The sequence below is a fragment of the Arthrobacter sp. SAFR-179 genome (assembly GCF_059414945.1).
On record NZ_JBPFDM010000002.1, the window covers coordinates 345,838 to 371,854 of the forward strand.

Here is a 26,017-nt window from a genome sequence, read left to right on the forward strand (position 1 = left end):
ACTGTTCTATGGTCATGCTGTTTTAGGGCGAAGAGCGTCATGGATCCGCAGCAGCCGCCAACGGCCACTGCGGATATGGCGGGTCAGGTCAAGGGTGAGCGGATCCGAGCCGCCAGGTTCCCCCGGCCCTGCTGAACGGGATGCCACCGGGGCAGGCTGCACCTGGACCCGCCAGATTTCGTGGTCCACTACGCCTGGTCCGCTTCCCAGCGGAGCCCGGCTGTCCTCCGCCCACCATTGCCGGCGTTCATACCACCGGACGGGTTCGGCGCAGACGAGGTACGCCTTTCCTGACCAGGTCAAGGATTCAGGCTGTCCGGCAGCAGAACACACCACGTCAACGGACTCGCTGAACATGCCCATGCGCGCCTCCCTGACCGAACTACCTGACATGTATTCGAATATGTATTCGAATAAATCCAGTCTACGCCGGGAGGCCGGCAAAACATAGGCGGGGGTGGACGGAGCGTGCGGCAGGTAGCAGGATGATGGCATGAGTACCGATGACGCACTCCTGAAGCAGGCAAGCATCAAGACGCAGGACTCCACCCTCGTTGCACGGTTCGATATCGACGGCGCCATTCCGGATTCCGGCGCCTACGTGGTGGGCCTGATGGGAGCCTCGCCCGACTATTCAATGCAACGCCGGCTGTGCATTGAATTCATGAACGGGGAGGCAATTGCCTGCTACTCGTTCAACCGGGACCAGGGAATCGAGGAAGACTACGACCTGTCCGGAGTGTCCCACTCGGAAAACAGCATCACCGGAAGCTTTCCCCTCACCGCCCTGAACGGGCTCGGGCAGGGGCATGTCCTGTCAGCCTTCAGCGAGGCGGACGGACGGGAGTTCCAGCACGGGGTGCCGGTGGAGGAAACCCTTTAGGGGCTCCCTCCACCGCATCCTGTACATCAGCTGTTTTTGTTGTGGATCCGCAGTTCAAGTTCAATGAACGCGGAGATCATCGCCCGGTAGGTTGATTCGACGATGTCCGGATCGATGTCCTTTTTCTCCGCGGCGGACCGGACATGTTCAATGATCCGCTCCACCCGGCCCGGGGCACGCACCTCGGCGTCGTCGCCCTTGAGCGTCCCGGCGATCCTGATCAGCCGTTCGCGGCGGGCGATCAGGGTGACAATCTGTTCATCCACCTCGTCAACGGCAACCCGAACGGCAGCGAGCTGTTCCTTGTCGGCCCGGGCATCCCTATCGTTTCCTTGAATTGTCGCCATCATCTGACAGTATCGAAGCATGGAGCCCAGAGTCGACTTTATCTCCCTCGGAGTCCGCAATGTTCCGGAATCGCGCGCCTTCTACGTTGACGGCCTCGGCTGGCCGGTCCACCGGGAGGTTGCCGGGGAGGTGCTGTTCATCCAGGTGAATAACGGCCTGGTGCTCTCCCTCTGGGACGTACGCCAGATGCAGGCCGAAGCAGTCACCGGCCCGCCCGCAGGCGTCCCCTCCATCACGCTCAGCCACAACGTGCAAAGCCCCGAAAAGGTGGACAGAGTCATGGCGGAGGCTGCGGCGGCAGGCGCGGCCATCATTGCTGAACCGGTCACCAAGCCATGGGGCGGCTACACAGGCTACTTCGCCGACCCCGACGGATTCCGCTGGGAGGTGGCGTACAACCCCACTTGGGGAGTGGACGACGCCGGCCGGGTCACCGTGTGAGGCCTGCCGCACCATGGCGGCGGCTGCTAGAACAGGGCTTCCACCGGGCGGATCAGTTCCGGGCCGTTGTTCCGAACATTGCCCACTTCCTTGCCGACGGAATCCACCGTCCAGTCGGCGGCCGCATTCTTGACCCCGGACCGCACCAGGTCCACGAGCCCGGCGGCGTCATCCGCCTGCGGGTCCAGCCAGGCTTTCATCGTGTCCCTGTCCATGGGCAGGGGGACACGGTCATGCAGCTCCGTCAGCTTCCCAAAGATGGTGGACTCCGAGCCCGGCGGCGGTGTGTCTGCCGTGAGGATGGACGTTGAGAGCAGCCAGCGGCCCGGCTCCCCTTCGGGAACGGACGGATCCTTCCACCACTCGTAAAGACCCGCGAAGACCACCCCGTGGTCCTTGCCCGGGTGCACGTAGTAGGGCTGCTTGGACTTTCCCGGACCCTGCTTCCATTCGTAATAGCCATCAGCCGGGACCGCGCAGCGCCGGGACTGGACCGCCTTCCGGAACGCCGGCTTTTCAAGCACAGATTCACTCCGGGCGTTGATCATGCGGGAGCCGATGCCGGGATCCTTGGCCCAGGACGGGACAAGGCCCCAGCGTGCCACGTGCAGCTGTCGTACCTGCCGGGGCGCGGCAGTGTCTTCCACCAGGCGTTCCAGCACGATCGGCACGGCGTCGGTCGGGGCCACATTCCACGACGGCGGAATGGTGACCTCGTTCTCCAGCTCGGCATCGAATTCGGCCAGGAGGTCCCCCACGGCACGTGCCATTACGTAGCGTCCACACATGGCACCAGCTTGCCACCGCCCACCACGTACTGTCATCCAACGCCACTGCGGGCCTTCAACACCGGGGAATACTGCCGGCCGCGCTACGGTTGACGGGAAGGAAACCTTTCAAACGACGTTTAGGAGATCCCTGTGGACTTCACTCCCGAATCCGGCACCATCACCATGTTCTCCACCACCTGGTGCGGCTACTGCAACCGGCTGAAGAAGCAGCTGGACGCGCAGGGCATCGGCTACACGGAAATCAACATCGAAGAGGTGGACGGCACCGCCGACCTCGTGGAGCAGCTGAACGGCGGCAACCGCACGGTTCCCACGGTGCTGTTCCCTGACGGTTCCGCGGCCACCAACCCGTCGGCCGCCGAGGTCAAGAGCCGCCTGGCTGCCTGACCGCCCATTAACCCGCGGCATCGCCGCAACCCAGTGCGGGTCATGCCCCCAGGCTGCTGAACGAAGCAGCTTCCAGGGTGGCATGGCCCGCATATGTTTCCAGCAGGGCCTGCTCCACGGCTGCCACGTCCAGGCCGGGGACCAGGTCGTTGGCGGCGCCGGCGGTGGCAGGATCCCAGTCCAGGCCGAGTGCAGCATAGGTGTCGGTAAGCACCTTGCGGATCGGGGCTGAATCCTCCACCACAACAACTGAGCTGAAGAGCCAGCCGCCGGAAACCACTCGCTGCGCCGTGCCCACCAGTTTCACCCGCCGGGAGTTGTCCGCCGGATCCGTTCCATGCACGCTGTATTCACCGGGACAGTACTCCCCCGGGATCTCGCCCACCGCTGCCTGCACCCCGACACTCCGCAGCGCCTGCGCGAACAGCTCACCGAAGTAGCCGAACCGGGTTTTGGAACCGGCGACGGCGTCCGCGTCCGGTTCGATGTGGTCCACCACCAGGGTGCCCTGGTGGTATGCGGCCGCACGGCCGCCTGCCCGCCGGACCAGGGGTTCGAAGCCGTTGTCCCGGCAGGCCCGCGCTGCCGCGTCGAAGCCTGGCAGGCGGGTGTCCCGTTGCCCGAACGCAACGGTGGGAGCGGGGCGGTACAGCCGCAGGGTGGGGCCAATGCCGCCGTTCCTGGCCCGGGCCAACAGTTCCAGGCCGAATTCGAGGTCCCGTCCCGCGCCAAGGGACACGTCCTGGCGCACCACGGTGAGCGTGCGGAGTCCAGTACCGGTGGGGTGCATCTTGGAAAGCTCCTGGGTTGAGGGTGGACGGGCCTTCCTTAGGTTACGCCCGACGGCGGCAGCGGCCTTAACGCCCCCGGCGCCCCGCCCACAGGGCGTGCAGCAGCGGAAGGGATGACGTGGCCATCAGCACGTTGCCGAACGCCAGGTCGTCGGCGCGCACAATGGCGCCGGCCACCAGCAGGCCACCGAAAACCACGGCGGAGCCGATCCGCCTTCCCGCCCGTTCCAGCCGCGCTGCCTGCCGCTCCAGCCGCGGAACTGCCACCTGCAGCGAACCCTCCTCAAGCCGGCCGGCCAGGGCATCCAGCCGGCCTGGCAGGCGGAGAGCCACGCCGGCGGCGTCCACCGCCTGCCTGGCCACGTCCTGGACAAGGTTGCCGCGCTCGGTGCGCAGCAGCTGCGCCGCATAGGGTTCCACCGAGTCCCAAAGGTTGAAGCGTTCGTCCAGGGCGCTGCACACCCCGGATGTCAGGGACATGGCGCGGATGATCAGCAGGAAATTCTCCGGCAGCTGGAACGGCAGCGAGCGGACCACATCACCGAACTCCACCGCGAAATCGCGGAACTCCCGGGGGTCAACTTCGCGGAGCTCGGCAAAGCCCATCCCGCCGAAGCGGGCAAAAAGCTGGGTCATGGCGCGTTCCAGGCCCACGCTGTCCGCTGAGGGCATCAGGACGCCCACGTCGTTGATCGCCGCCACCAGTCCCTTGCCGTCGCGGGCGGCTGCGGCGATCAGGAGCTTCCGCAGGCCGCTGCGTGTGGAGGCAGTAACCTCCCCCATCATGCCGAAGTCGATGAACGTCAGTTTCCAGGGAAGTCCGCCTGCGCCCGCAGGGGCCGGGGTGACGAAAATGTTCCCCGGGTGCGGGTCGGCATGGAAGAAGCCGTTGGTGAACAGCTGGTCAAACATAATGGCGGCAAACACCGGGGCAACCGCGGCGGGATCGATGCCGGCAGCGCGGAGTGCGCGGACATCGGTGATTTTGATGGCCGTAACGTCCTCGAGTGTCAGCACGCGGCGGGTTGTCCGTTCCCAGACAACTTCAGGTACAGCCACCCGCTCATCGCCGGCAAAATCGGCCGCGAAGCGCTCGGCGTTGACTGCCTCGTGCAGGTAATCAACCTCCTGCAGGCTGATCTGCGCGAATTCCTCCACCAGCGCGCGCATGTCGGCGCGGCGGGAGACCAGCCGGATGTGGCTTAGCCACCCGGCCACCTTCCGCAGCGCGGCCAGGTCGACGTCGACAATGGCACCGATGCCCGGACGCTGCACCTTCAGGACCACGGCGTCCAGTCCCGTGTCCCCGGCGTCCAGGGCGTTCAAGCGCGCCCGGTGGGCCTGGCCCAGCGAAGCGGCTGCAATCGGCGACTCGTCCACCGAGGCGAACACCCGGTCCGGGGACGCGCCCAGTTCCCCTGCGGCCAGGGCAGCGATTCCCGGGAAGGCTACCGGCGGCACTTCATCCTGCAGCCCTTCGAGCTCCTTCGTGATCTCCGGAGGCAGGACGTCAAGCCTGGAGGACAGGAACTGGCCCACCTTGATCATCAGGCCGCCGAGCTCCACGGCCAGGTCATGGAACCGCCGCGCAAAGCGCTGCATCCGCCGCGAACGCGTCCGGGCGGCGACCCCGCCAAGACCGATCCGCGGCAGGAACAGCTCGAACCACCACGTGGCAGCAAGGTTCGCGGCGGCGAAGCGCAGGATCCGCCGGTAGCGCCCGCGGTGCTCCCGCACAGCGGATGGCGGGTCTGCCCTGGCATGGACGACCGGGGACACCCGGTCAGTCCTGGGCGAGGATGGAGTAGAGCCGGCGGCGGGCCTCGTCCAATACCGCCGCTGCCTGCTGCACCTGTTCGGGTGAGCCTGTCCGACCTACCTGCGCAGCCGCCTGCGCCAGTTCAATCCCGGCCTTGGGGAGGGAACCGATTCCGCCGCTGCCCATGCCAGCCACGGGGTCCCAAGGCGCAGATCCATGCTGGGCCGCCACCTCCTCGCGGCCGGCTTCGGTCAACGAATAGATCTTCCGCCCGTTGGATTCCTCGGCGCTGATGGATCCTTCATCGGCCAGCAGCTGCAGCGTGGGATAGACCGAACCTGCGCTCGGCTTCCAGCTGCCGCCGCTGCGCTCCTCGATCTCCCGGATGATCTGGTAGCCATGCATCGGCCGTTCCGCAAGGAGGGCCAGCACCGCTGCCCGCACCTCGCCTTTCCCGGCACGGGTTCCAACCCGCTTCTCAAACCGGGAGCGCAGCTCCTCAACGGCCTGCCACATGCCATCGAGGTTGTTCCCGCCGAATCCCCCCACAGGGTGTGAAGCACGCATGATTGAACTCCTTTGCCGATCGCGAACGATATACAACGATACTCAGCGATATATGCCGCGCGCCATAGCCTGGGACAACGGCACAGGCGGCGGCAGTGGCAGGATCTGCGCAGCGTCGGGAGTGATGCAGCGTCAGGACCTGCGCAGCGTCAGGATCTGTTCAGCCCGCCCGAACGGGCCCTGCCGGTCGTGCAGGACGGTGGACGTGAGACCGATTCCGTCGCGGCCAAACGACACCGCGTTATCCAGTCCCAGCCATTCGCCCTCCGGCCGGCGGTACATGTGGATCTGCAGGTCCAGGTTGGGGAACGAGTAGCTGTCCTTGCCCGGCGGCACGCGGGCGGCGATACCGTTCGCGGTGTCCACGAGGCCCATGAGCCGCGCGAAGTCCCCGCTGTCCGCACGGTCGGTGAGGGGGTGGTCGGTACGGAGCCACACTTTTCCGGCCCCCGGCCTGTGCCCTTCGGCCACCCGCATCTCAAGGGACCGGATGTAGCCTCCGGGCCATACGGCGGCCCCATCGTAGGGCTTGCATTCGTCAGGGCCGGGTATTGCAGAATCCTCGATGGCGGCCACCTCCGCAGTGTCACTGGTCTGCAGCCGCCACCCTGTAGCCCGGATCGCGGTCCGGCCCCCAGCCACCAGCTCCGCCTGCACCAGCTCGATGGTCCTGCCGGGCCGCAGCGTGGTGGTGTCGATGCGGAACTCGCCGCCCGGGATCAGCCCGAGGATTTCGTAGCTGATCCGGCCCATCCGCATGTCCTCACGCGGCTGGTGCCGTTCCAGGACATCTGCCATAAGTCCTGAAGCGGGAGCCATGTGCTGTTCGTGGACGTTCCAGGCACCCTGGGCATGGATAGTGGACCGGAACCGGCCACCGCCGAGTTCCTGGTAGTAGAAATTGCCTTCGGCGAGCTCGGGCAGGTCTGCAGTCAAGGCTGGCCCCTTACGGAAAGTCAGTGAATTGGCACTAACTCTATCCCGAGCGGGCTGTGGAGGACGCGCTGCAGCAGGCAACGAAATGTTGGAGGGTGAGCCGGGCAATCGGACTAGAGTAAGGAACTGGTCCTGTCAGCAACCCTCAAAAGAGGTTCCATGCGCGTCATCAGCTACAACCTCCGCAAGCACAAGGCCAGCGGCGAGCTCCTCGCCCTGGCCAGGAACCATGACATCGATGCCCTGTGCCTCCAGGAAGTGGATTCCAGTGACCTTCCGGAGACCCTTGGCCCCCTGCATTTGGCAGATGTCACCAAGGGCAACCGGCTGGGGCTTGCCATCTACTACCGGACCAGCCGCTTCACCGCGCTGGACACCCAATCCTTCGCCCTGAAGAAATCCATGCATGACCGGGTCCTGGCCCCGGCCCATGAGCGGCTCATCGGAACGCGGGTCATGGACAACGAAACCCAGCATGAGTTGGTGATCGGCTCATTCCACGCAGCGCCGCTGACGGCATCAAACTCGCTGCGCAGGAAGCAGATCCATGCAGCGCACGCCGAACTGCTGAGCATGGGCAAGGGCCTGATGACGCTGATGGTGGGCGACTTCAACTACCCGTTCTTCACCAAGAACCTGGACATGCACATGAAGAACTCAGGGTATGCCCTCTCGCTCAGCAACAGGCGGACCTACACGCGGTACAAGGTATTCAAAGGCCATTTCGACTTCGCCACATCACTTGGCCTGGACATCGCCAGCGTGGAAACGCTGCCGCGCGGCAACTCTGACCACCTGCCCATCCTCGTGACCGCCGAGTACGGCGAGGGCTACTAGCCCGAAACGCGGCCCCGGGAATACCCCCATGCTCAGCAGTTAGGAGTTACGGCGTGGGCAACCGGTAGATGCGTGCGTCGGCGTTGCTGAAGACGAGCTCCACGCCGTCCTGGGCCTTCAGCCAGTCTTCCAGTTCCGCATAGTTGCCCGGTGTGCTTTGGCCTTGGAGCTCAAGGCTTGCCTCTGTTGACCGCATGAGCAGCACGAAGCCACCTGCAGGGTTGTGCCGGGCGTAGTTGTAGAAGATTGGACCGCACGTCGCTGCCGCGAAGTCCCGCCGGCACAACTCGTCCATGGTGCGGTACCGGTGTTCCAGGTAGGCGTCGCTTCGCCACGGGGTGGGGTGGGCAGCGGAAATGATCGCCGCCCCGTGCGGTGCGAGCCGCTCAACTTCGGCGACCGCGGCCGTCTCACTATCGGTAAAGATGTCGAACTTTGTGTTCCCGAACCTGCTGGTCTCGATCAGCACGGACAGCAGCAGGAAAGTGGTAATCAGGCCCATCACTGCCGGGAACCGAAGACGGGTGCCGCCGTCCTTTGGCAGCAGGACAACTGAGGCCTGCAGGGCGATGAAGGGCAGCGCGAACAACGAGACGCGGATAAGCATTTCTCCGCCGTATGACTGCATCGGGAAGAGCAACAGCGGCGTGACGGCAAGAAGGACCACCCGGATGTCGAGGCGCTTCCTGCGCCAGTCGTGTACCGCCCCTGCCGCAGCAAGTGCCCACAGTACGAGGGTCAGGATCATCCGGACCTTCACCACCAGCGAGTGGCCAGGGGTCCCGGTCACGCGGTTAACGACGTTCGCCGCGATCGCGCCCTGGAATCCTGCATCCTCGAGGGGCGGGTGTCCGATGAGATAGGCACTGGCGGGGTAAACCAGCCAGAGTGCAAGCACCACAGCCGTGATCAGGGGCAACCGGCTGGTCCAGAGACGCCCGCTGAGGCTGACCGCGGTCATGGCAATAAGCATCATGAAGGGAGTCAGTTGGTGGCTTGCAGAGATGACCGTGACAAGCAGGAGGGCGACGACGAATGCGGCTACCCGGTGCTGTGGCCGGTGTTCCCGAGGTGACCTCCCCCGCCACCAAACCGCGAGTTCATAGGGGCGGAAGCCGCGGAACGTGCCGGCATGTGCGGCCAACGGGCCGACGAGCAGGGCGATCACGACCAGGTACAGGAAGAAGGCGAAGGCCTGGGGCGACAGGTAGTCCTGGTCCTGCCAGTTGCCGAGGCAGAAGAGCCAGAGCACAAGCCAGAGCCGCTGCCGGTCAGCGGTCAGGGACCGTGTAAGGACCCCCAGGGCCGCGAGCCACAAACCTACGTCAAGCACCGGAGCCCACAGGGCTATGCTGACCGGTTCGAGTCCTGTTGCCTTGATGACCGTGGCGAGGAGGGCAAAGAAGCCGGGCCAGTTGAAGTACGCGTCGATGTCCGGGTCGATCACCCTGGTGCCCGATAGCGCGTCGGCAATCCCAAGGTGCCGGAAGGCCACTTCGCCCCGGGGTATGTCGGTGACAAATGCTGCGGTGCCAAACAGCTCCACCACAAGCACCGCGAGGAGCCACAGCATGACCGGGCGGCTCGCCGGGCCCCCGGCACCTCCCCGCAATGCCATGACGAAGGTGATGTTAAGAAGCGCGAGCCCCACCCAGTACGGGTAGGGCAGCACGGCAACGAGGCCGAGATCGCTGGTGACGGGCACGGACACGGTGGAAGCCGCCCCCACGGTAAGCACCAACGACACGGCGCCTGCCAGTGCGAATCCCAGGTCGCGGGGCCTCACGCCTCCCTCGTCGCGGCCGGGGGCGTCGACCGCGCCGGCTATCGCGTCTCCTGACTGGGGCGCCGGAACACGGCCGCCATCCTGGGCCCGGGTCCCGCGGAGGCGGGCGAAAGCACTACCGGCGGAGCGCGTCATCTTGGTCCTCACGCTGCCCGTATACCGGGACTCCTGGTCTTGATGGTGCACTGGGTGACAGGGGAGGAACGGACAACTGGCTCACCCACCTTGCTTCGTTGCATGGATTTATGTTCAGCCAAAGGGTCATGGCGCCAAAAATGCGAAACGTCAGGGCTGCTGCGGCGCGGGACGGTCACCTCCCCAGCATTGAGTGGCCTTGACTTCGCCGTAGCTTGGAGCATACGGGCTGGTCAGGTGGCGGGCACCAGTAGTAGGTACCTAATTTGGCGCCAGCTCTACCTAGAATTGAGGGCCGCTGGTAGGGGGGAAACGGCCTCTGCCCGCAATCCGACGTTCACGCAGGGGTCAAGGCCAGGGCCTGCCTACCAGGATGCGTCGGTATCCAGCCGCGCCAGCAGGTCCGGCCAGGAGGCCGCGAACCCGGGGTGCAGCTCCAGGGCATCCACCTCGGCCACCGGGATCCACAGCAGGGCGATGCTTTCAGGATCGCTGATGACAGGTTCGAAGGATTTTTCCACCCGCACTACCACCGTGGTGTAGGACCAGTAGCCGTGATCCAGCACCGAGGTGAACAGCACCTCCACGCTTTCGGACGGGACGGCAGCCTCCTCGTAGGCTTCGCGGAGGGCGCCGTCCACCGGTTCCTCGCCCTCGTGCAGCGCCCCGCCCGGCAGGCCCCAGGTTCCACCGTTATGGCTCCAGACGGCACGGTGCTGCAGCAGCACGCCTTTTGCGGGGTCGTAGGCCAGGACGCCGGCTGCGCCGAACCTGCCCCAGTACCGGCCGCGCTCCCCTTCCACCCAGGCGTCGCCGGGGTCGCGGGGACCGGTGCGGGGCGGCGGCGTGGAGGACGTACTGGCGGACGGGAAGAAATCCATTGCTCCAGTCTGACAGGTGAAGCAAGGACTGGTGAAGAGAAGCACCGGCAGGTTAAGCGTGAAGCACCGGCATCTGCACCCCGGACCGTCAGGTCTTGGGTCCGTGGCCGACGGCGAAGTCGCCGCCGGGGTACATGACCGTTTCGTGCCCGTCGTCAAAGCGGACAACGTAGGGCGGGCTGCCGCCCTCTCCACGGACTTCCAGGATCACCCCGTGCCGGTCCGAGGACCCAACAGTCCTTCCATGCACCACGATGCGGTCGCCTTGGGCTGCCTCCATGGCAATCACCTCCAAGCCCCCAGATTACGACTCATGAACGCACGCGAACAGGGCCCCGTGGCAGGATTCCGTTATGGCGTTGAACCTGGTCCTGATTGCCGATACCCATGTCCCAAAACGCGCCCGGAACCTGCCCGGGCAGGTGTGGGACGCCGTCGACAATGCCGACGCCGTGTTCCACGCAGGCGACTGGGTGGAGTCATCGCTGCTGGACGAATTCGAACGCCGCAGCAGGCGGTTCCTGGGCGTTTATGGCAACAATGACGGCCCCGAACTGCGCCGCCGCCTGCCCGAAACCGCCACCGCCACCCTCGGCGGTGTCCGATTCGCGATGGTCCACGAGACGGGGCCGGCCAAGGGCCGCGAACTGCGGTGCGAGGCGCTCTACCCGGATGCCGACGTCCTGGTGTTCGGCCACAGCCATATTCCCTGGGACACGTTGGCGCCGAATGGGCTGCGTCTGCTGAACCCGGGTTCGCCGACGGACCGCAGGCGCCAGCCCGCGTGCACCTACATGGAGGCCACGGTTGACGCGGGGCAGTTGGTGGAGGTCCGGCTTGTGGAGGTCCAGCGCGGCTGACCCGCCCGCCGCTTGGCAGGAAACGGAGTCTTGCCTAGGCTAGGAACCGTAAGCATGCTTAGCTTTTTGTTCCCATAAAGGCGAAACCGCAGCCTGCTTCAGCATCAGGGGCGACAAACCAGCCCGCGTCCGCACGAACTGGAGGACCACCATGACTGACCAGTACACCTTCCGCAATCCCGTGACTGCCTACGAAAAAATCTCCCCTCCCAAGCAGCACCAGCCCGAGCCGGGCCTTGATGCCGAGCTGGAGCCCAAGGCTGATCTCGGCGAGGAAACGTACCGCGGCACCGGCCGGTTGGAAGGCCGCCGCGCCATCGTGACCGGCGCGGACTCCGGCATCGGGGCTGCGACGGCGATCGCCTTTGCGCGGGAAGGCGCCGACGTCGTCCTTTCCTACCTGCCGCAGGAAGAGGAGGATGCCTCGCGCATCGCCGGAATCATCGAAGCCGCCGGCCGCAAGGCCGTCAAGGTGCCGGGCGACCTCAAGGACTCCGCTGCGTGCCGTGATTTGGTGGACACGGCGCTGGCCGTCCTGGGCGGAGTGGACATCCTGGTCAACAACGCCGGGAAGCAGGTGGCCCAGGAGGACCTGGAGGACATTAGCGACGAGCAGTTCGACCACACCCTGAAGACCAATGTCTATGCCATGTTCTGGGTGACCAAGGCCGCCGTGCCGCATATGCCCGCAGGCTCGACGATCATCAACACCACGTCCATCCAGGCCTACAACCCGTCCCCCACCCTGGTGGACTATGCCACCACCAAGGCGAGCATCAACAACTTCACCAAGGGACTGGCCCAGCAGCTGGCCCCCAAGGGAATCAGGGTGAACGCCGTGGCTCCCGGTCCTATCTGGACGCCCCTGCAGGTCAGCAGCGGCCAACCGAAGGAGCAGCTGCCGGAGTTCGGCCAGTCCACGCCGCTGGGCCGTGCCGGCCAGCCTGCCGAACTGGCCCCCGCCTACGTCTTCCTGGCCTCGCCGGAGTCCAGCTACGTGGTGGGCGAAACCCTGAACGTCAACGGTGGCAGCCCCACACCGTAGCAGCCCACCCGGCATCCCCGGGCGCGGTCAGCCGGCCGCGGTCAGCCGGGCGCGGTCAGCCGGCCGCGTCCCGGTCCGCCAGGAGATCGTCCGTGGCGGGGTCGGGCTCGCCGTTGAAGAACTGGGCCAGGACCGTCTTGAACACTGTTTCTCCGGGTGCTGCCCGGAGAAACAGTGTCATCGAGGAGCGGAGTTTCTTCGCGTCGATGCCGCCAAAAATGTCCTCGGCCGACTGGTCGGCGTGGTTGGCCAGCACCACAGCGCACTCCAGCAGCCGCGGGCCCAGCACCTCGTGGTCCAGGTAGGCCCGGGCTTCAGCGAGTGACGAGATGGCGTATTTGCGCGACATGGCACTCTGCCCCAGCCCGGCAATCTGCGGGAAGATGAACCACATCCAGTGCCCGGACTTCCTGCCGACCTGCAACTCCCCCAACGCCTGCTCATAGGCTCCGCCCGCGTTTTGGGCGGCAACAAAGCGCTCAAGGTCAAACGGCTCATTCATGTGGATCTCCTTGTTTGGCCTGATAAGAGGCCACTTTACGGGGTCAATTCCTTCGAGAGTGCACCGGCCGCAGCCCGCAGTTCGGGGTCCGGGTCCTCCCGCCACCGTGCCAGCACAACGCCGGCCCGCTGCCGTTCACGCTCCCCCAGCCCTGACAGCAACGGCACCAGGACGTCGGAAAGCAGAGGCTCCGTGAGTTCCGCTGCCTGGGCTGAGCGAAGGAAGCCTTCCAGGCGCGTGAGATCCGAATGCCGGAGCAGGCGCACCTTTGTCTGCAGCAGCACCACGGCGGCAAGGCGGCGCTCGAAAACCGGGCGGGATCCTGGCTTGGGCTGCCCCCACAGGGCGGAGGCGAGCATCACGGTTCCGTCGTGGTCCAGGTCCCTGAACTTGCGCAGGGTGTCGCGCACCGTGCCGCGGACGGCCCCAATGGAGGAACCGTAGGAAGCCAGCACGCCGCCCAGCCGGTTTCCGACGTCGTCTGCCCGGTACCAGGCGCCCTCGTTCTGCAGGGTCCGGTCAACAAAGTCCGCCGCAGCGGACACAACGTCAGCGGCGCCCGTCACCGTCCGCGCCCCGAGGAGGCGTGCCGGATGCAGAACGGGGTCCATGGCCGCGCCTCCAGCCTTCCTTCGGTGATGGGTTCCCCGCAGACGGCGCAGGTTCCATAGGTTCCCCGGGCCAGCCTTGCCAGGGCCGCTTCAATCTGGACCAGGCCGGCCGAGCTTTGCTTCAGGAGCGCCGATGCCTGCGAAAGTTCGAAGGCGATCGTGGCGCCCTCCGGATCATGTTCGTCGTCGACGTTGGAATCCTGGCGGGCCGAATTTGCCGCGGCGATATCCGCCTGCAGGGCGGGCAGCAGCGCCACCCGCCGCGCCCGCTCCTCTTCGAGCAGCACACGAAACCGTTCGAAATCTGGCATGGGGAAAGCCTAGCGCGTCAGTCAGTACCAATTCAGGGACACGGAATGGTTCCAAGCCCCGCAGGGCGAACCACAGCGGTCACGGATATAGCCCAGGCCCCAATCGACCTGCGTCCGATAGCTGGTCAGCCAGTCGCTGCCGGCGCTGGCATACTTGCCCGGCGGCAGCGCCTGGGCAATCCCGTAGGCCCCGGACCAGGCGTTGGTGGCGGTGGTCAGCCAGTTTGATTCCTTGCTCCACAGCTGGGCCAGGCAAAGGAACTGGTCCTGGCCCCACCCAAAGGCAGCAAGGCGTCCGGACGCGTAGCTTTTCGCCGCGCCGGGATCGTTAACAGCTCCACCGGGAACGGAAGGAACGACGACGGCGGGCGGGCTTGGCAGGGCCGGCGCCGGTGGCGGTGGCGGCGCAACCGGAACGGCAGGAGCTGGATTGTTGGCAGGCGCGGCCGGGGCCGGATTGGCCCCGACCGGGGCTGGGGCGGGGGGCGGCGGCTGCTTGGGCTGCTGGGCGGCAGCCGCTGCGGCCTTGGCGGCAGCTTCGGCCTGGCGGCGGGCCTGCTCCTCCGCGGCGGCGCGCTTGGCCGCCTGGGCCGCCTCGTAGGCGGCCAGCGCCGCTTTGCCCTGGCGATACTCCCCCTCAACTGCCGCCGTCGTACCCTTCAGGGCGGCAAGCTGGGCAGTCAACTCGCCGCTGTGCTGCTGTTCCTCGGTGACCTGCCGTGCCAGTGCGTCCCGGGCGGAACGGGCGGCCTCGGATTTAACCTTCGCCTCCCCGGCCAGTCGTTCCCGCTCGCCCCTGGCAACCTGTTCCTGTTCCCTGAGCGCAGCGGCAACCTTTCCTGCCGCTGCAGCCTTATTCACCAAGGCAGCAGTCTTGTCCCCTACAAGCTTGACCAGGTTGAGCCCCTGGGCGCTGTTGGTCCCCAGCGCATCGAGCGCCACGAAGAATCCGGTATTGGTCCCGCCGGTCTTGTAGGACTGGACGGCCAGGGCGCCGATATCCTTCCGGTACCGGGCCAGTTGGTCGTCTGCACGGGCCGCCTGCGCAGACAGAGTCTGCACCCGGGCTGTTGCCGCCTGAAGCTCCGCATCGGCTGCGGCGTGATCGGCGGCAGAGCGGACCGCCGCATCCCCGGCCGCCTCCGACTGCGCTTGCAGTCCATCCAGGAGCCCGTTGATGCTGGTGATCTCTGCGGCCTTCGCCGCTTCAGAGGACTGCGCCTGCTGCACGTCGGCCCAGGAGGGATATCCGCCGGGCGGCTCCTCCGCCGCGGCCGGCAACGCGGTGGCGCCGGCCAGGGCGATCGCCATCAGGCCCGCGAATATCGGGAAGGACCGGTTGGTAACGAACAGGGGCATAGTCCCGAAGCTTACCGCCGGGTATCGCGGCAAAGCAGGGGTCCGAGGCCGTATTGTTACCGTTTCGGCGCCGTTTCCCGGTTCGAATCTCTCCCCAGGTCAGCCGCGAGATCCTATGTACATCAAGACGTTTGCTGAATTGAGAGGGAAACCTCGTATGTTATTCAAATGTGACAATGACAGTGAGCGCGGGTTATGGTCTTTGGGTGTCCCTCTCAGCCGGGACATTCCCATCAGCATGCCGAGCCCTGCCGCTGATCATGGGATTCAACCGTTTTCCGATGGCAGGGACGGGGGAACCAAGTTTCCACGGCCACTTGTGGCCTTGGGGTTAAGTCGATAGCGCTCCGCCCGCGGAGCCCGCTACCGGCCGGGCATCTCCAGCCCGAACCCGACAGCTCACCCCGCAGGCATGGGAGAGGCGATCAACCGTGTCAAAAAATTCCATTACTGCCCGTCACCGCGCGACTCCGGCCCGCTCCATTGTGCTCGAGGGCCTCGCCGTAACCGCCAAGACCCAGGCCCGTTCGCTGGGCCGCCCGGCGCTCGCAGTTGCTGCAGCGTCCGGCATTGCATTCGGCGTCGGAGCCCCGGCCCATGCAGGTGTGACCGGTCCGGACACCACTGAGAACACCAGCGTCCAGGCGTACTCGGCACCGGCAGCAGCACCCGTTGCGGCAGCCGGAAACGTCCACACCGTCGTCTCTGGCGACACCATCGGGGCCATCGCGGCTGCCTACGGCGTCAGCCTTAATGACGTCCTGTCCGCCAACGGACTGGGACTGTCCTCAATCATCTACCCCGGTGACCAGATCCAGATCCCCGGTGCAGGCTACACCGCAGCACCGGCTCCGGCTCCTGCCGCAGCTCCGGTCCAGGCTGCAGCCGCAACTGCACCGGCGAACACCGGCATGAACATGTCCTACGCCTCCGCCACCCCGCTGGCCTCCACCGGCACGGGAACCGGCGCTGCGATCCTGGCATCCGCTTACAGCCAGGTTGGCGTGGGCCAGGACTGCACCGCAATGGTTGAGAAGGCCCTGCGCTCCGTCGGCAAGTCCGTCGGCGACCTGGCCCCCACCCAGTTCTTCCAGTACGGCACTGTTGTCAGCGCCCCCGCCCCCGGTGACCTGATCATCACCTCCGGCCACGTGGGCGTTTACGCCGGCGACGGCCAGGTTGTCAGCGGCGGCGTCAACGGCTACAGCACCGAGGTTCACTCCATCAGCTGGCTCGGCGGCTACTCCGCAGTCCGCGTAGCCTAGTCTCCGCGGCGCTTCGCAACCAGCGGAGCCGACGCAAAACAGGAGGGCGGCAGCCGGGTATTCCCGGCCGCCGCCCTCCTGTCGTTTTCCCCTGGCGCGAGCCGTCAGGTCCCGCAGAAGGTCATGTAGTTGCCGAAGTCTTCAGGGGCACCCTCGGCGTAGCGTTCCAGTCCCGGACGTTCGGTAAAGGGTGCACCGATGGCCTCGAGCAGTTGCTGCAGGGGTGCGAGGTTTCCTTCGGTGGCAGCTGACAGAGCTTCCTCCACCAGGTGGTTCCGGGGAATGTACACAGGGTTCACGCTGTCCATCAGGTCCGCGTCCGGTTTCATGGCCTGCCACCGCTCCGCCCAGGCGTCGAACGCGGCCAGGTCAAGGACCATCCCGCGAACGGGACGGAGGTCGCCCCGGGCGGCCTTGCCCAGGTTGCGGAAGAAGAGGGTGTAGTCCACCGGGCCGTCCTTCAGGATGGCGATTGCATCGTCCACCAGGGCTGAGGCGTCATCAGCGCTCTCCCCGCCGCCTCCCAGGCCCAGCTTGCGTTTCATGCCGCCGGACCACGACTTGCTGTACTGTCCGCGGAACCCGCCAAGCACCTCCACGGCCGGGGCAACCGCCTTTTCCTGGTCCTGGTCGATGAGCGGCAGCATCGCCTCGGCAAGCCGGGCAAGGTTCCATTCGGCAAGCACCGGCTGGTTGGCATAGGCATAGCGTCCACTGACGTCGATGGAACTGTAGACGGCGGCGGGATTGAATGCATCCATGAACGCGCACGGGCCGTAGTCGATGGTTTCCCCTGAGATGGTCATGTTGTCCGTATTCATGACACCATGCACGAATCCCACCAGCATCCACCTGGCCACCAGCTCCGCCTGGGCGGAGACGACGGAACCGAACAATGCCAGGTAGGGGTTTTTGGCTTCAGCGGCGTGCGGATAGTGCCTGCTGATGGCATGGTCCGCCAGCCGCCTCAGGAGGTCCAGGTTTTCGGTGGCCCGCGCGTACTGGAAGCTGCCAACGCGCAGGTGGCTGCTTGCCACGCGTGCCAGGACGGCACCGGGCAGCATGCCGTCCCGGCGGACCTGCCGCCCGGTTGCCACGACGGCGAGCGAGCGGGTGGTGGGTATGTGCAGGGCGTGCATGGCCTCACTGACCACATACTCACGGAGCATGGGGCCGACGACGGCACGGCCGTCCCCGGCGCGGGCGAAAGGCGTGCGCCCCGAGCCTTTGAGATGGATGTCCAGGAGGCGGCCGCTTTGGTCCGTGACCTCCCCCAGCAGCAGCGCACGTCCGTCACCCAGCAAGGATGAGTAACCGCCGAACTGGTGCCCCGCATATGCCTGCGCCACCGGGGTGGCGCCGGCGGGAACGTGATTGCCCACCAGCAGCCGGACCCCTTCGCGACTGCGGAGGTACTGCGGATCGAGGCCCAGGTCCCGGGCGAGCTTGTCGTTCAGGACCAGGAGCTCAGGACCCGGTGCTTCCTCGGCCTGCCAGGGAACGGCGAGTTCTGCCAGTTCCCGGGCGAAGCGGCCGTCAAAAGTGACCGTGGATTCAGCTGCTGCCGTCATGGTTTAACCCTATCGCCGTAGTTTCGCCTGCCGCTTCCCGCATCGGTTGCCGCCGACGGGGAACGGCAATGCGCTGCAGGTCTTCAGCGGCAATGACCGTGGATTCCGGAGCCCGGGCCCTTGCCTGCTCCGCGAGATGGGAGACGTCGTTTCCGTACCGTGCGGAAAAATGTGTGAGCACCAGCGTCCGGGCCTTCCCCGACGCCGCCAGTTCACCGGCCTGCCCGGCGGTCAGGTGCAGGTATTGCCCGGCTAGGCCGGCGTCGTCGTCGCTGAACGTGGACTCCGTGACCAGCAGGTCGGTGCCTGCTGCCAACTCTTCGGCACCGGCGCATGGTGCGGTGTCCATGATGAAGGCAAACCGCTGGCCCGGCCTGGGAATGCTCATGTCCTCCAGGCGGGCTGTCCCGACGACCCCTTCCCGCTGCAGCCGGCGGACGTCGGGCCCTTCGACGCCCGCCGCCCGGAGCCGTTCCGGCAGGAGGGTGCGGCCGTCGGGCTCTGTGAGCAGGTAACCGTACGTCTCGATGCGGTGGTTCAGGGGCCGGACCTCGAGGCCTTCGGCCACGGGCCCGGCGCCGGAATGCGGGTGCAGCCGCAGGTCGATGCCGGGAGAGCTGACGGCCACCAGGGCCCGGACCACATCGTCGCCGGACGCCGGATAATGCAGGTGGACGGGGTGCCCCACTCCGTCCAGAACCATCCTGGAAAGGACTCCGGGCAGGCCATAGCAATGGTCCCCGTGCACGTGCGTGAGGCAAATCCTGGTGATGCTGCTTGCCGCTGCTCCGGCAAGGATCATTTGGCGCTGGGTGCCCTCGCCGGGGTCGAAAAGCAGCCCTTCGCCGTCCCAGCGCAGCAGGTAGCCGTTGTGGTTCCTGGTTCGGGTGGGAACCTGGGATGCGGTGCCCAGCACAACGAGTTCACGCACTGTTGGTGTCCGCCGATGTTCTGTGCAACCCCTTGGCGTAGGCGGCCTGGCCGGCGTGCTGGAGGCAGTCCCCCAGGATGCTGACCAGCCGCACGCCGAGGGTGACGGGCGGGTCCCAATGCCGGTCAACCACACGGTCCAGGGCGGAATCATTGATTCCTTCCAGGACCTTTGCCGTCTGCCGGTGGACGGCGTCGTAGTACTCCTGCAGGAGTACCCGGGATGCGCGGACGGCGTCTACCTGCTTGCTGGAATGGCCGTAGCCGGTGTCACTGTCCGCCAGCGGGAGCCCAAAGCGGGCAACGAATCGCTCCGCCGTCCAGATTTGTTCCAGCCCCGACGCGGCAGCAACCTGGGCATCTTCCACCCGGCCCATGTGCCAGACCAGCCAGGCGATGGAATTGCCGTTACCTGCGGGACGGCGCTGCAGCTGCCCTTCATCCAACCCGTCCAGCACCTGCCTTACCAGGCCCGGGAGACGGTCAAAGGCCTCCAGCAGCAGTTCCTTGGATTCCATGGTTCCCCTCCCCGGCGGCCGCGCCTGGCGGTTCCGCCTCCCGGCCTGTCAGCGTTCCAGGTCGTCGGGCTCAAACTCGCTCAGGGGTGAGCCGCCGAAGTTCTCCTCGTCGTCACTGGCGTCAGCTTCCAGCCCTGTGGGGTTTTCGCCGAAATCGACGTCGGCTGCTGCTTCGCCCAGCGTGGGGGTGTCCGGCGGCACCTGCTCGTCACCGGCCCGGTACCGCGCCTGGGCGCTTTCGTCGCGCAGCGTCTGGTCGCTCAGGAAGTCCTGTTCTTCGCCCGAGACTGCCTCGTCCTGCAGCAATGGGTCTTCCTGCCAGCGGTCCGGGTTGTTTTCGGCTGCCCCCGGGTAGCTGTCCGGTTCCCCCATGACAGGGTCGAGCTCCAGTGACGACGCCGCGCCCGGAGTTTCGTCGAGAAGTATGTCGTCTTCCTGCACGACTTCCAGCTCATCGTCGGGGAGGTTCTGTTCAGTCATGATGATGCCTTTCTCTTTAAGTCCGGCGGACAATAGTAAGCATACTGAGGAACTGTGCCGCCTGTGAACCGTCGACGCTCCCGGGCACCTCGCCCAGCCCCCTGGATCATCCATCGATTGCTCCATAGGTGACGCTCCTATAGCTGTCAAACGTTAGGTGCGGGGCGCTATCCCGTAGCCGTGGCTGCTGTGTTGCCGCTGTCCACAACCGGGGACAATTTCCATTGGGTTATCCACCGCTACTGCGGCCGAGGGAGCTACCCAACGGCTCCCAAAAGGACCAGCCGTGGATAACCCAAATTGCCCCCAATTGTGGACAGCTTTAGGGTTGCGATGAACTGCGACCTGGGGAAGGACAAGCGATGCCAACCTATCCCTGTGACGTCTGGTTGTGACTCCGCCGCGTAGAGCGTCAGTGCCGAAGCATTAGATTGAATCCGGCAAACATAAGGCCGGCACCTATGAGTGCGTTGATCACTCCAATGCTTAGCCATGTGCCGGGCGTCATTGCGTCGGCAGCGTCACGGCCCCGGCGGCCAGCAAACATCTCCATCCACCTCTGGTGCCCCCTCGAGATAGGAAGCCGGAAGGCCGCTACCCCGATCCCCATGATCATGAATAGCGCCCCAAATAGCGCGAGAACCGCTCCCGGCAAGTACACGTCACTACCTCCATATATCGCGGCCGTCGTCTTCCCACCTTCCGTCGACGGCTTCACAGGGTCGGACCAGGCGCTGTGTCCGTCGAGGATGAGTTGCCCTCGGCTTCGTCAAAAAAGCGTCGAGATCGTGGCAACCATAACGGGACTATGAGAATAACCGGGACAAGGAAGAGCAACCATCTCCAAGAAGGCGGCCAAGAGAAGCCAAACCCACATATCAGCACGCTGTAACTCACGTAATCGCGCATGCCTCGATCGCCGTCTTTGAGTGTCTGAATGTAGCTGACCGCAATGACCGACAGCAGCAGCAGAATGAAGCCGGCAAACCACGGAACCCACGCGGGTCCTTGTTCTCGCACCATGGCCAAAATGGCCAAGACGCCCAGAACGTCAACCCCGGCGACGGCCAGCATCAGCGCCCAAACAGCGAAATAGACCTCGAAGGGCGGCTTACTGCCCTTCGAGCCGGCACTCAACGGTCGTTCGTTGCGTCCGCCCATGCCCTGAGCGTAGACGATGAACGAGGAATCTGGTCAGGCTGACAAACCCGGGGTGCTGCTTACCGTTGAGACTTGTTGGTCGAGCCAATGCCGGTACGCGGTGACGAGTTGGTCGTTTCTCGTGAGGCCCCGTTCCAGCCGTGAAAGGTATGACGGCCATTGGTTAAGGCCCTGAGCTGCGCCCTGAAGCGTCAGTCCGAGGCGGATCCGTAGCGGCCGCAGGTCGTCTATTGACGGAGCTGCGGTTGGATTCATGATCTGCCGGTATATTTCACGGGCGACGTAGCGCTTGAGGCAGCGCATGATTTCGCGTTTACCCTTACCTTCCAAAGTTCGTCTGGCCACGTACTCCTTTGTTCTGGCATCTGATCCCATCCGCACGAGCACCACATGATGGAGAGCCTTATTGGCATCCCGGTCGCCACCGCGGCTGAGTCTGTGGCGGTTTGTTTTGCCCGATGAAGCAGGAACTGGTGCGACTCCCACCAGGGCGGCGAACTGGGCTTCACTGCCCACTCGTTCCGAGTTGTCGCCCACCGTTACCAACAGCTGGCTGGCAACCTCGACACCGACTCCTGGGAGGTCGCAGAGTAGTGGCGCGTAGGCATCCAGAATCTCTTTCAATGCTGCATCGGCTTCAGCTATCTCATCGGTAAGAGACTGGTACCTCCTGGCCAGTTTCTTTAGAGTCCAAGCAGTCACGTGCGAAGGGTCAGCGAGGTGGCCAGCTGGCTTCGCGCGTGCCAACGTGGCGATCATGGCCGAAGTCACGATGCCCCGAAATTTTGCCCTGATCGTTTCCGGTGCTGAGATCAGCAGGTCCTTGATCTGATTAATGGCGGCAGTTCTCGCCTTCATGGCCGAGGTGCGTGAGGCCCGCAGCACGCGCAGACACTCCACAGGGCCGTCCTTGTCCTTTGGGACAGCTGTGCAGCGTTCTGCCAGGACGGCTTCGGCCGCCGCATAGGCATCCAAGGGATCGGACTTGCCGCGGCGCCGACGTTGCTGGCGGTTGGGCGATTGACTTCTACGACGGCAATTCCATCTGTACGCAATACTTTCGTCAGCGCTGCCCCGTAGCTGCCCGTGCACTTAACGCCCACCGCAATAATCTCGCCGTGAGAGCGGGCGAAGTCGATGATACTGCGATAGCCATGGCCCGTTGCCTGAAACTGACCGTCGACGAGGGGGCGCCCGTGCTCGGTGATTATTGCAACGTGGTGGGTGTCCGCATGAGTATCCACACCAACAATGACACGCACTTCTTCCTTTTCCGGCATGGCGCCTTTCCTGACGAAGTGAGTATCACGTGGTCTGGGTGGGCAGACAACACGGTAAGGGGATCATGGTCAAGCTCCTATCAAGTCATGACCGCCCAGCCCACGCGAAAGGTCGTGAACCGGCGGACAAGACATGTGAAGGACAGCGCAAAAGCGCGTCAGGTGCACGATGGGTCACGCCGGTTCAGGACTAATACCATCATTACCGTCGTTTTCAGGCCTCAAAACGACGGTAATACTGGAACAGTCCTTGAGCCGGCGTGACCCAGCCAAAAATTGACGTACCAGGCGGCACTGTCTTCCCGACGATCTGTCCGCCGGCTCAAGGTCGTTTAAAAGGGGTGTCGAGCCAGGCGGACATGACCTCATAGGAGCCTGATACGACCAGTCCCATTACCGTTTTGTCTGCCCACCTGGCCCGCGCCCGATCAATCAGCATTCGACGCGACTGAGGGGCATTTCCATCTTGGCAAGCGAACCAACAAAAGTCATCGCGGGTATCGACACCCACGCCGACACACACCACGTAGCCGTCATCAACGAACACGGCAAACCCCTCGCGGACAAGGAATTTTTGGCCGTAGGATCCGGATACCGGAAAATCATCGACTTCATCACCTCCTACGGCACAGTCACCGCCGTCGGGGTCGAAGGAACAGGCTCCTACGGCGCCGAGCTCGCCAGAACCCTCCGAGGTGAAGGGCTAACGGTGCTAGAGGTAAACCGCCCGAACCGGGCCGCCCGCCGGCTCAAGGGGAAATCCGACCCGCTGGACGCCTACCAGGCGGCCAAATCGGTACTCGAGGGACGGACGAAGGCGATCCCGAAGGCCAAAGACGGCCCCGTTGAATGCCTGCGGATCCTACGTTCCGGGCGCGGATCAGCAATCAAGGCCCGGACAGCGGCGATCAACCAGATCAAGGCGCTCCTCGTTTCTGCCCCGGACAAGATCCGGGCGAAATACCGGGCGCTGGCCACCTCCGCGCTGATTCCTGCCCTGCAGCGCACGAGACCTACAGGCCACTTGGCCGATCCCGAATACGTGACTCTTGTAACGCTCAAGGCGTTGGCAGCACGCTGCCAAGCACTGGGAGTAGAAATTGAGGCTGCTGACGCAGCGCTCAAGGAAGTCCTCGACAGCTACGCTCCGATGCTCTGCGATCTCCCAGGAGTCGGGACCGAAGTAGCCAGCCAGCTGTTGATCACCTTCGGGGATAACCCGGACCGTCTGGGGAACGAAGCCCAGTTCGCTTCGCTTGCTGGGGTCGCTCCGGTACCAGCCTCATCCGGCAAGACAACCCGCCACCGGCTCAGTAGAGGCGGCGACCGCAGCGCCAATAACGCCTTGCATCAGGTAGTCCTGGTGCGCATGGGCTCGTGTCAACGGACCAAGGAGTACGTGGCCAAACGCACGACCGAGGGCAAGAGCAAACGCGAAATCATGCGCTGCCTCAAACGCTACGCAGCCCGGGAAATCTACCGCCAGATCACCAACCCCCGGCCGGCGCCTGACATCTCGGACCTCCGCCGCATGCGGACCGAACTCGGGCTCACCATCACGACCGTAGCCGGCGAACTTGGCCAATGGGTTTCCATCATTTCGCGTCTGGAACGGGGTCTTCTCCGCAACGACATTCTTGCCGATCAGTACAGGAAATGGCTGAACGAGAACCGTGAGGATGGCAGGAACACCTCACCAACCGGTCAGACGCTGGGTCTGCGGCTGCAGCAAAACGATAGATTTGCCGCAGCGCCCCACAGCCGTCAAGGATCAAGATCGGATGAAGATCTGGTTGCCTGCTCCCGTTCTGTCTCCCCGGGAAGGATATGATCCGTTCAACTGTGCTCCAACTTATGGACCACTTTGGGGGAAGGAGCGGCCGATGACTATATTCTGGCCAGCGTTCATCGGCGGTATCGTCTGCGTCGTAATCGGCATCATCGTCTTGGTATACCGGGCTCGATTGGCGGATACGAACGCAGATGCCCAACGGGCAGTCTTTGGCAAGATCGGGGACAGAACATCCAAAGCGTCGACGTCCGGGCGAATGGGGATGACTGGCGCCGGAATTGTCGTCGTCGGACTGATCGGTGTCGTCCTGTCACTTCTCGATCTGAACTGGTGACTACTCCATAGCAAAGGAGCAACATTGGCCGCCTTTAACATTGCAGCAATGGTTCTCGGGATTCTTTTCCTCGTGCTTGGAATTCTGATCCTGTCTTTTCGATCCAAGGCACATGACATCGTCAAAACCCGGTTTGCCGCTGCCGCTCACCGATCCCGCAGCCAGGGCAATTCGCCTTCAGGGGAGACTGCCACCGTTCCAGGAGCAAAGTTCGTGACGTTCCTCGGGTGCGCAGTTCTCCTCATCGGCGGGTTCGCGCTAGTACTAGCCCTCACGCAGTAGAGGTCGCACCACGACCCCTGCGGGAATCCTCGCCGAGCAGCTGTATGCGTTCTAGCAGATAGCTTTGGAACTTCCTCTGACCCCCAAAGATGTGGATTTGACGGCTATAGGAGCATCACGTACGGAGCAATCGATGGGGTTGGCGGGGCAGCAGGGTGCGCTGAACAGCGCTTCCGTGACTTTTGGCCCTAGAGTGCCCGTGGCGGCCGGGCCACTCTGGAACAGCAGGAAGACCAGTCACGATGAGCAGGAAGTGCAGCCATGACATCCCAGAAACCCATCGCCGTGGGCACCAACGATTCAGCGCAAAGCCAGGCTGCGGTCCTCTGGGCAGCGCGGCGTGCCCACCAGGCAGGCCTGCCGCTGGTGGTCGTCCACGTCGTCGACGACCGGTGGGTTGCCGAACCCTACCCCTGGTTCGGCACACTCCAGCAGGCCGGTGAGGAACTGCTCAAGACCGCCGCCGGCCGGCTCGAAGGAAGCGTGTCCGTTACCCCGGACACGGTACTGCTCACCGGAAGCGTGGGCGGGCAGCTGGCCAAGTATTCGAAGAAGACCTCGATGATGGTCATCGGCTCCGGCAGCGGCCACCTCGGCGGCGCCCTCGCAGACCGTGCACTCCAGGTGGCCACCGCCGCCAAGGTCCCGGTCGCCGTCGTTGGGACCCAGGACCTGGAAGGCCGGTCCGGTGTGGTGGTCGGTGTTGACGGATCCGCCGAGGCAACACAGGCCGTCGCCTTCGCCGCCGCCGAAGCGGACCGCGGCGGAGACGAACTTACCGTCGTCTACGCCGTCAATGCGCCCGATCCCGTCATCGACGCCGGCCTGACGCCGGGTGCGCTCGCGGACCTCATCGTGGACGAGGAACGGGTTGTGCTTTCTGAAACTGTTGCCGGGCTCAAGGAAGACTACCCGGACCTGACCGTGCACCAGCGGCTCGACAGCGACAAGGGTGCGGTGGACGCCCTTGTGGAGGCCGCGGCCGGAGCACGGCTGCTGGTGGTGGGCAGCCGCGGCAGGGGCGCCTTCAAACGCCTGCTGCTTGGTTCGACCGCACACGGGGTGCTGAAGCACCTCCCGTGCCCCACGATCATCACGCGGACTGACGCCGTACGCGGCACCATCTAGGCCGGGACCGCCTGCCGGTCCTTCTCCCCGTTTCATGCATCCCCCA

The 26,017-nt window shown here is 64.8% G+C and carries 30 protein-coding genes, 1 pseudogene and 1 riboswitch; of the genes and pseudogenes, 10 read left to right on the forward strand and 21 right to left on the reverse strand.

What is annotated here, in order from left to right:
• Positions 1–12 precede the first annotated feature (12 nt).
• On the reverse strand, positions 13–363 hold the full coding sequence (locus ACR65K_RS05935; RefSeq protein ID WP_440151736.1) for a DUF6504 family protein: 351 nt from the start codon (positions 361–363) through the stop codon (positions 13–15).
• 130 nt (positions 364–493) lie between these two features.
• Here ACR65K_RS05935 and ACR65K_RS05940 point away from each other — a divergent pair, with 130 nt between their 5' ends.
• Positions 494–883, forward strand: coding sequence for a hypothetical protein (locus ACR65K_RS05940; RefSeq protein ID WP_056336538.1), 390 nt, complete (start codon positions 494–496; stop codon positions 881–883).
• Positions 884–909: 26 nt separating this feature from the next.
• Here the strand turns inward: ACR65K_RS05940 and ACR65K_RS05945 are convergent, their stop codons facing one another.
• On the reverse strand, positions 910–1,233 hold the full coding sequence (locus ACR65K_RS05945) for a chorismate mutase (protein ID WP_082566821.1): 324 nt from the start codon (positions 1,231–1,233) through the stop codon (positions 910–912).
• A 16-nt stretch (positions 1,234–1,249) separates the two neighbouring features.
• On the opposite strand from ACR65K_RS05945, the gene ACR65K_RS05950 reads away from it, so the two are divergent.
• The gene (locus tag ACR65K_RS05950; RefSeq protein ID WP_440151737.1) at positions 1,250–1,672 is read left to right on the forward strand and encodes a VOC family protein; all 423 of its coding nucleotides are present in this window, start codon (positions 1,250–1,252) and stop codon (positions 1,670–1,672) included.
• Between the two features lie 26 nt (positions 1,673–1,698).
• Here ACR65K_RS05950 and ACR65K_RS05955 read toward each other — a convergent pair whose 3' ends face one another.
• The gene (locus ACR65K_RS05955; protein WP_440151739.1) at positions 1,699–2,460 is read right to left on the reverse strand and encodes an SOS response-associated peptidase; all 762 of its coding nucleotides are present in this window, start codon (positions 2,458–2,460) and stop codon (positions 1,699–1,701) included.
• 132 nt (positions 2,461–2,592) lie between these two features.
• Here ACR65K_RS05955 and ACR65K_RS05960 point away from each other — a divergent pair, with 132 nt between their 5' ends.
• A complete protein-coding gene (locus tag ACR65K_RS05960; RefSeq protein WP_440151741.1) occupies positions 2,593–2,850 on the forward strand; it encodes a mycoredoxin in 258 nt (85 codons plus the stop codon).
• A 40-nt stretch (positions 2,851–2,890) separates the two neighbouring features.
• On the opposite strand, the gene ACR65K_RS05965 is transcribed toward ACR65K_RS05960, so the two are convergent.
• The 4 genes from ACR65K_RS05965 to ACR65K_RS05980 all read right to left on the reverse strand — a co-directional run bounded on the left by ACR65K_RS05965 (position 2,891) and on the right by ACR65K_RS05980 (position 6,903).
• A complete protein-coding gene (locus ACR65K_RS05965; protein WP_440151743.1) occupies positions 2,891–3,640 on the reverse strand; it encodes a lipoate--protein ligase family protein in 750 nt (249 codons plus the stop codon).
• A gap of 67 nt (positions 3,641–3,707) precedes the next feature.
• Positions 3,708–5,420: an ABC1 kinase family protein gene (locus ACR65K_RS05970; RefSeq protein ID WP_440151745.1), complete on the reverse strand. Its 1,713-nt coding sequence runs from the start codon at positions 5,418–5,420 to the stop codon at positions 3,708–3,710.
• Positions 5,421–5,424: 4 nt separating this feature from the next.
• Entirely contained in the window at positions 5,425–5,967 is a 543-nt protein-coding gene (locus ACR65K_RS05975) for a PadR family transcriptional regulator (RefSeq protein WP_440151747.1), read from the reverse strand.
• A gap of 132 nt (positions 5,968–6,099) precedes the next feature.
• Complete coding sequence (locus ACR65K_RS05980) at positions 6,100–6,903, reverse strand: thioesterase family protein (protein WP_440151748.1); 804 nt, start codon at positions 6,901–6,903, stop codon at positions 6,100–6,102.
• Positions 6,904–7,062: 159 nt separating this feature from the next.
• On the opposite strand from ACR65K_RS05980, the gene ACR65K_RS05985 reads away from it, so the two are divergent.
• On the forward strand, positions 7,063–7,740 hold the full coding sequence (locus tag ACR65K_RS05985; RefSeq protein ID WP_056336513.1) for an endonuclease/exonuclease/phosphatase family protein: 678 nt from the start codon (positions 7,063–7,065) through the stop codon (positions 7,738–7,740).
• A gap of 46 nt (positions 7,741–7,786) precedes the next feature.
• On the opposite strand, the gene ACR65K_RS05990 is transcribed toward ACR65K_RS05985, so the two are convergent.
• The 3 genes from ACR65K_RS05990 to ACR65K_RS06000 form a co-directional block, all read right to left on the reverse strand.
• Positions 7,787–9,673, reverse strand: a complete 1,887-nt coding sequence (locus tag ACR65K_RS05990) for a glycosyltransferase (RefSeq protein ID WP_440151749.1) — start codon at positions 9,671–9,673, stop codon at positions 7,787–7,789.
• A gap of 353 nt (positions 9,674–10,026) precedes the next feature.
• Positions 10,027–10,542 carry an NUDIX domain-containing protein gene (locus ACR65K_RS05995; RefSeq protein ID WP_440151750.1) on the reverse strand — a complete coding sequence of 172 codons (516 nt, stop codon included), beginning with the start codon at positions 10,540–10,542 and terminating at the stop codon, positions 10,027–10,029.
• 88 nt (positions 10,543–10,630) lie between these two features.
• Positions 10,631–10,822 carry a DUF1918 domain-containing protein gene (locus ACR65K_RS06000; protein WP_440151751.1) on the reverse strand — a complete coding sequence of 64 codons (192 nt, stop codon included), beginning with the start codon at positions 10,820–10,822 and terminating at the stop codon, positions 10,631–10,633.
• A gap of 73 nt (positions 10,823–10,895) precedes the next feature.
• Here ACR65K_RS06000 and ACR65K_RS06005 point away from each other — a divergent pair, with 73 nt between their 5' ends.
• Both ACR65K_RS06005 and ACR65K_RS06010 read left to right on the forward strand, forming a co-directional pair.
• Complete coding sequence (locus ACR65K_RS06005; protein ID WP_440151753.1) at positions 10,896–11,402, forward strand: metallophosphoesterase family protein; 507 nt, start codon at positions 10,896–10,898, stop codon at positions 11,400–11,402.
• 151 nt (positions 11,403–11,553) lie between these two features.
• On the forward strand, positions 11,554–12,447 hold the full coding sequence (locus ACR65K_RS06010) for a glucose 1-dehydrogenase (protein ID WP_056336507.1): 894 nt from the start codon (positions 11,554–11,556) through the stop codon (positions 12,445–12,447).
• A 55-nt stretch (positions 12,448–12,502) separates the two neighbouring features.
• On the opposite strand, the gene ACR65K_RS06015 is transcribed toward ACR65K_RS06010, so the two are convergent.
• Genes ACR65K_RS06015 through ACR65K_RS06030 form a run of 4 tightly spaced genes read right to left on the reverse strand, consistent with a single transcriptional unit; the run spans position 12,503 to position 15,230 of the window.
• Positions 12,503–12,949, reverse strand: coding sequence for a DUF1810 domain-containing protein (locus ACR65K_RS06015; protein ID WP_056336503.1), 447 nt, complete (start codon positions 12,947–12,949; stop codon positions 12,503–12,505).
• A 35-nt stretch (positions 12,950–12,984) separates the two neighbouring features.
• Positions 12,985–13,560, reverse strand: coding sequence for a DNA alkylation repair protein (locus ACR65K_RS06020; RefSeq protein WP_440151756.1), 576 nt, complete (start codon positions 13,558–13,560; stop codon positions 12,985–12,987).
• Positions 13,512–13,871, reverse strand: a complete 360-nt coding sequence (locus ACR65K_RS06025) for a TraR/DksA family transcriptional regulator (protein ID WP_056336501.1) — start codon at positions 13,869–13,871, stop codon at positions 13,512–13,514. The genes ACR65K_RS06020 and ACR65K_RS06025 overlap by 49 nt, the downstream gene beginning before the upstream one ends.
• Positions 13,872–13,892: 21 nt before the next feature.
• Positions 13,893–15,230, reverse strand: a complete 1,338-nt coding sequence (locus tag ACR65K_RS06030) for an aggregation-promoting factor C-terminal-like domain-containing protein (protein WP_440151759.1) — start codon at positions 15,228–15,230, stop codon at positions 13,893–13,895.
• Positions 15,231–15,489: 259 nt separating this feature from the next.
• Positions 15,490–15,658: riboswitch (cyclic di-AMP (ydaO/yuaA leader) on the forward strand.
• Positions 15,659–15,661: 3 nt separating this feature from the next.
• Here ACR65K_RS06030 and ACR65K_RS06035 point away from each other — a divergent pair.
• Positions 15,662–16,495, forward strand: a complete 834-nt coding sequence (locus ACR65K_RS06035) for a LysM peptidoglycan-binding domain-containing protein (RefSeq protein WP_056336495.1) — start codon at positions 15,662–15,664, stop codon at positions 16,493–16,495.
• A 104-nt stretch (positions 16,496–16,599) separates the two neighbouring features.
• On the opposite strand, the gene ACR65K_RS06040 is transcribed toward ACR65K_RS06035, so the two are convergent.
• The 7 genes and pseudogenes from ACR65K_RS06040 to ACR65K_RS06070 all read right to left on the reverse strand — a co-directional run.
• Positions 16,600–18,066: a protein adenylyltransferase SelO gene (locus ACR65K_RS06040; protein ID WP_440151761.1), complete on the reverse strand. Its 1,467-nt coding sequence runs from the start codon at positions 18,064–18,066 to the stop codon at positions 16,600–16,602.
• Positions 18,050–18,997, reverse strand: a complete 948-nt coding sequence (locus ACR65K_RS06045; RefSeq protein ID WP_440151763.1) for a ribonuclease Z — start codon at positions 18,995–18,997, stop codon at positions 18,050–18,052. The genes ACR65K_RS06040 and ACR65K_RS06045 overlap by 17 nt, the downstream gene beginning before the upstream one ends.
• Complete coding sequence (locus ACR65K_RS06050) at positions 18,990–19,514, reverse strand: mycothiol transferase (protein ID WP_440151765.1); 525 nt, start codon at positions 19,512–19,514, stop codon at positions 18,990–18,992. The genes ACR65K_RS06045 and ACR65K_RS06050 overlap by 8 nt, the downstream gene beginning before the upstream one ends.
• A 48-nt stretch (positions 19,515–19,562) precedes the next feature.
• Entirely contained in the window at positions 19,563–19,994 is a 432-nt protein-coding gene (locus ACR65K_RS06055; RefSeq protein ID WP_056336482.1) for a hypothetical protein, read from the reverse strand.
• 714 nt (positions 19,995–20,708) lie between these two features.
• Positions 20,709–21,155 (reverse strand): hypothetical protein, encoded by a 447-nt coding sequence (locus ACR65K_RS06060; RefSeq protein WP_156386206.1) that lies wholly within the window; start codon positions 21,153–21,155, stop codon positions 20,709–20,711.
• A gap of 33 nt (positions 21,156–21,188) precedes the next feature.
• Positions 21,189–22,013, reverse strand: coding sequence for a transposase (locus ACR65K_RS06065; RefSeq protein ID WP_440151924.1), 825 nt, complete (start codon positions 22,011–22,013; stop codon positions 21,189–21,191).
• 15 nt (positions 22,014–22,028) lie between these two features.
• Positions 22,029–22,435, reverse strand: a pseudogene (locus tag ACR65K_RS06070) (IS110 family transposase); the annotation flags it as partial.
• A 466-nt stretch (positions 22,436–22,901) separates the two neighbouring features.
• Here ACR65K_RS06070 and ACR65K_RS06075 point away from each other — a divergent pair.
• The 3 genes from ACR65K_RS06075 to ACR65K_RS06085 all read left to right on the forward strand — a co-directional run bounded on the left by ACR65K_RS06075 (position 22,902) and on the right by ACR65K_RS06085 (position 25,971).
• The gene (locus tag ACR65K_RS06075) at positions 22,902–24,266 is read left to right on the forward strand and encodes an IS110 family RNA-guided transposase (protein WP_440151768.1); all 1,365 of its coding nucleotides are present in this window, start codon (positions 22,902–22,904) and stop codon (positions 24,264–24,266) included.
• A gap of 52 nt (positions 24,267–24,318) precedes the next feature.
• A complete protein-coding gene (locus ACR65K_RS06080) occupies positions 24,319–24,561 on the forward strand; it encodes a hypothetical protein (RefSeq protein ID WP_440151771.1) in 243 nt (80 codons plus the stop codon).
• Between the two features lie 543 nt (positions 24,562–25,104).
• On the forward strand, positions 25,105–25,971 hold the full coding sequence (locus ACR65K_RS06085) for a universal stress protein (RefSeq protein WP_440151773.1): 867 nt from the start codon (positions 25,105–25,107) through the stop codon (positions 25,969–25,971).
• Positions 25,972–26,017: the final 46 nt, after the last annotated feature.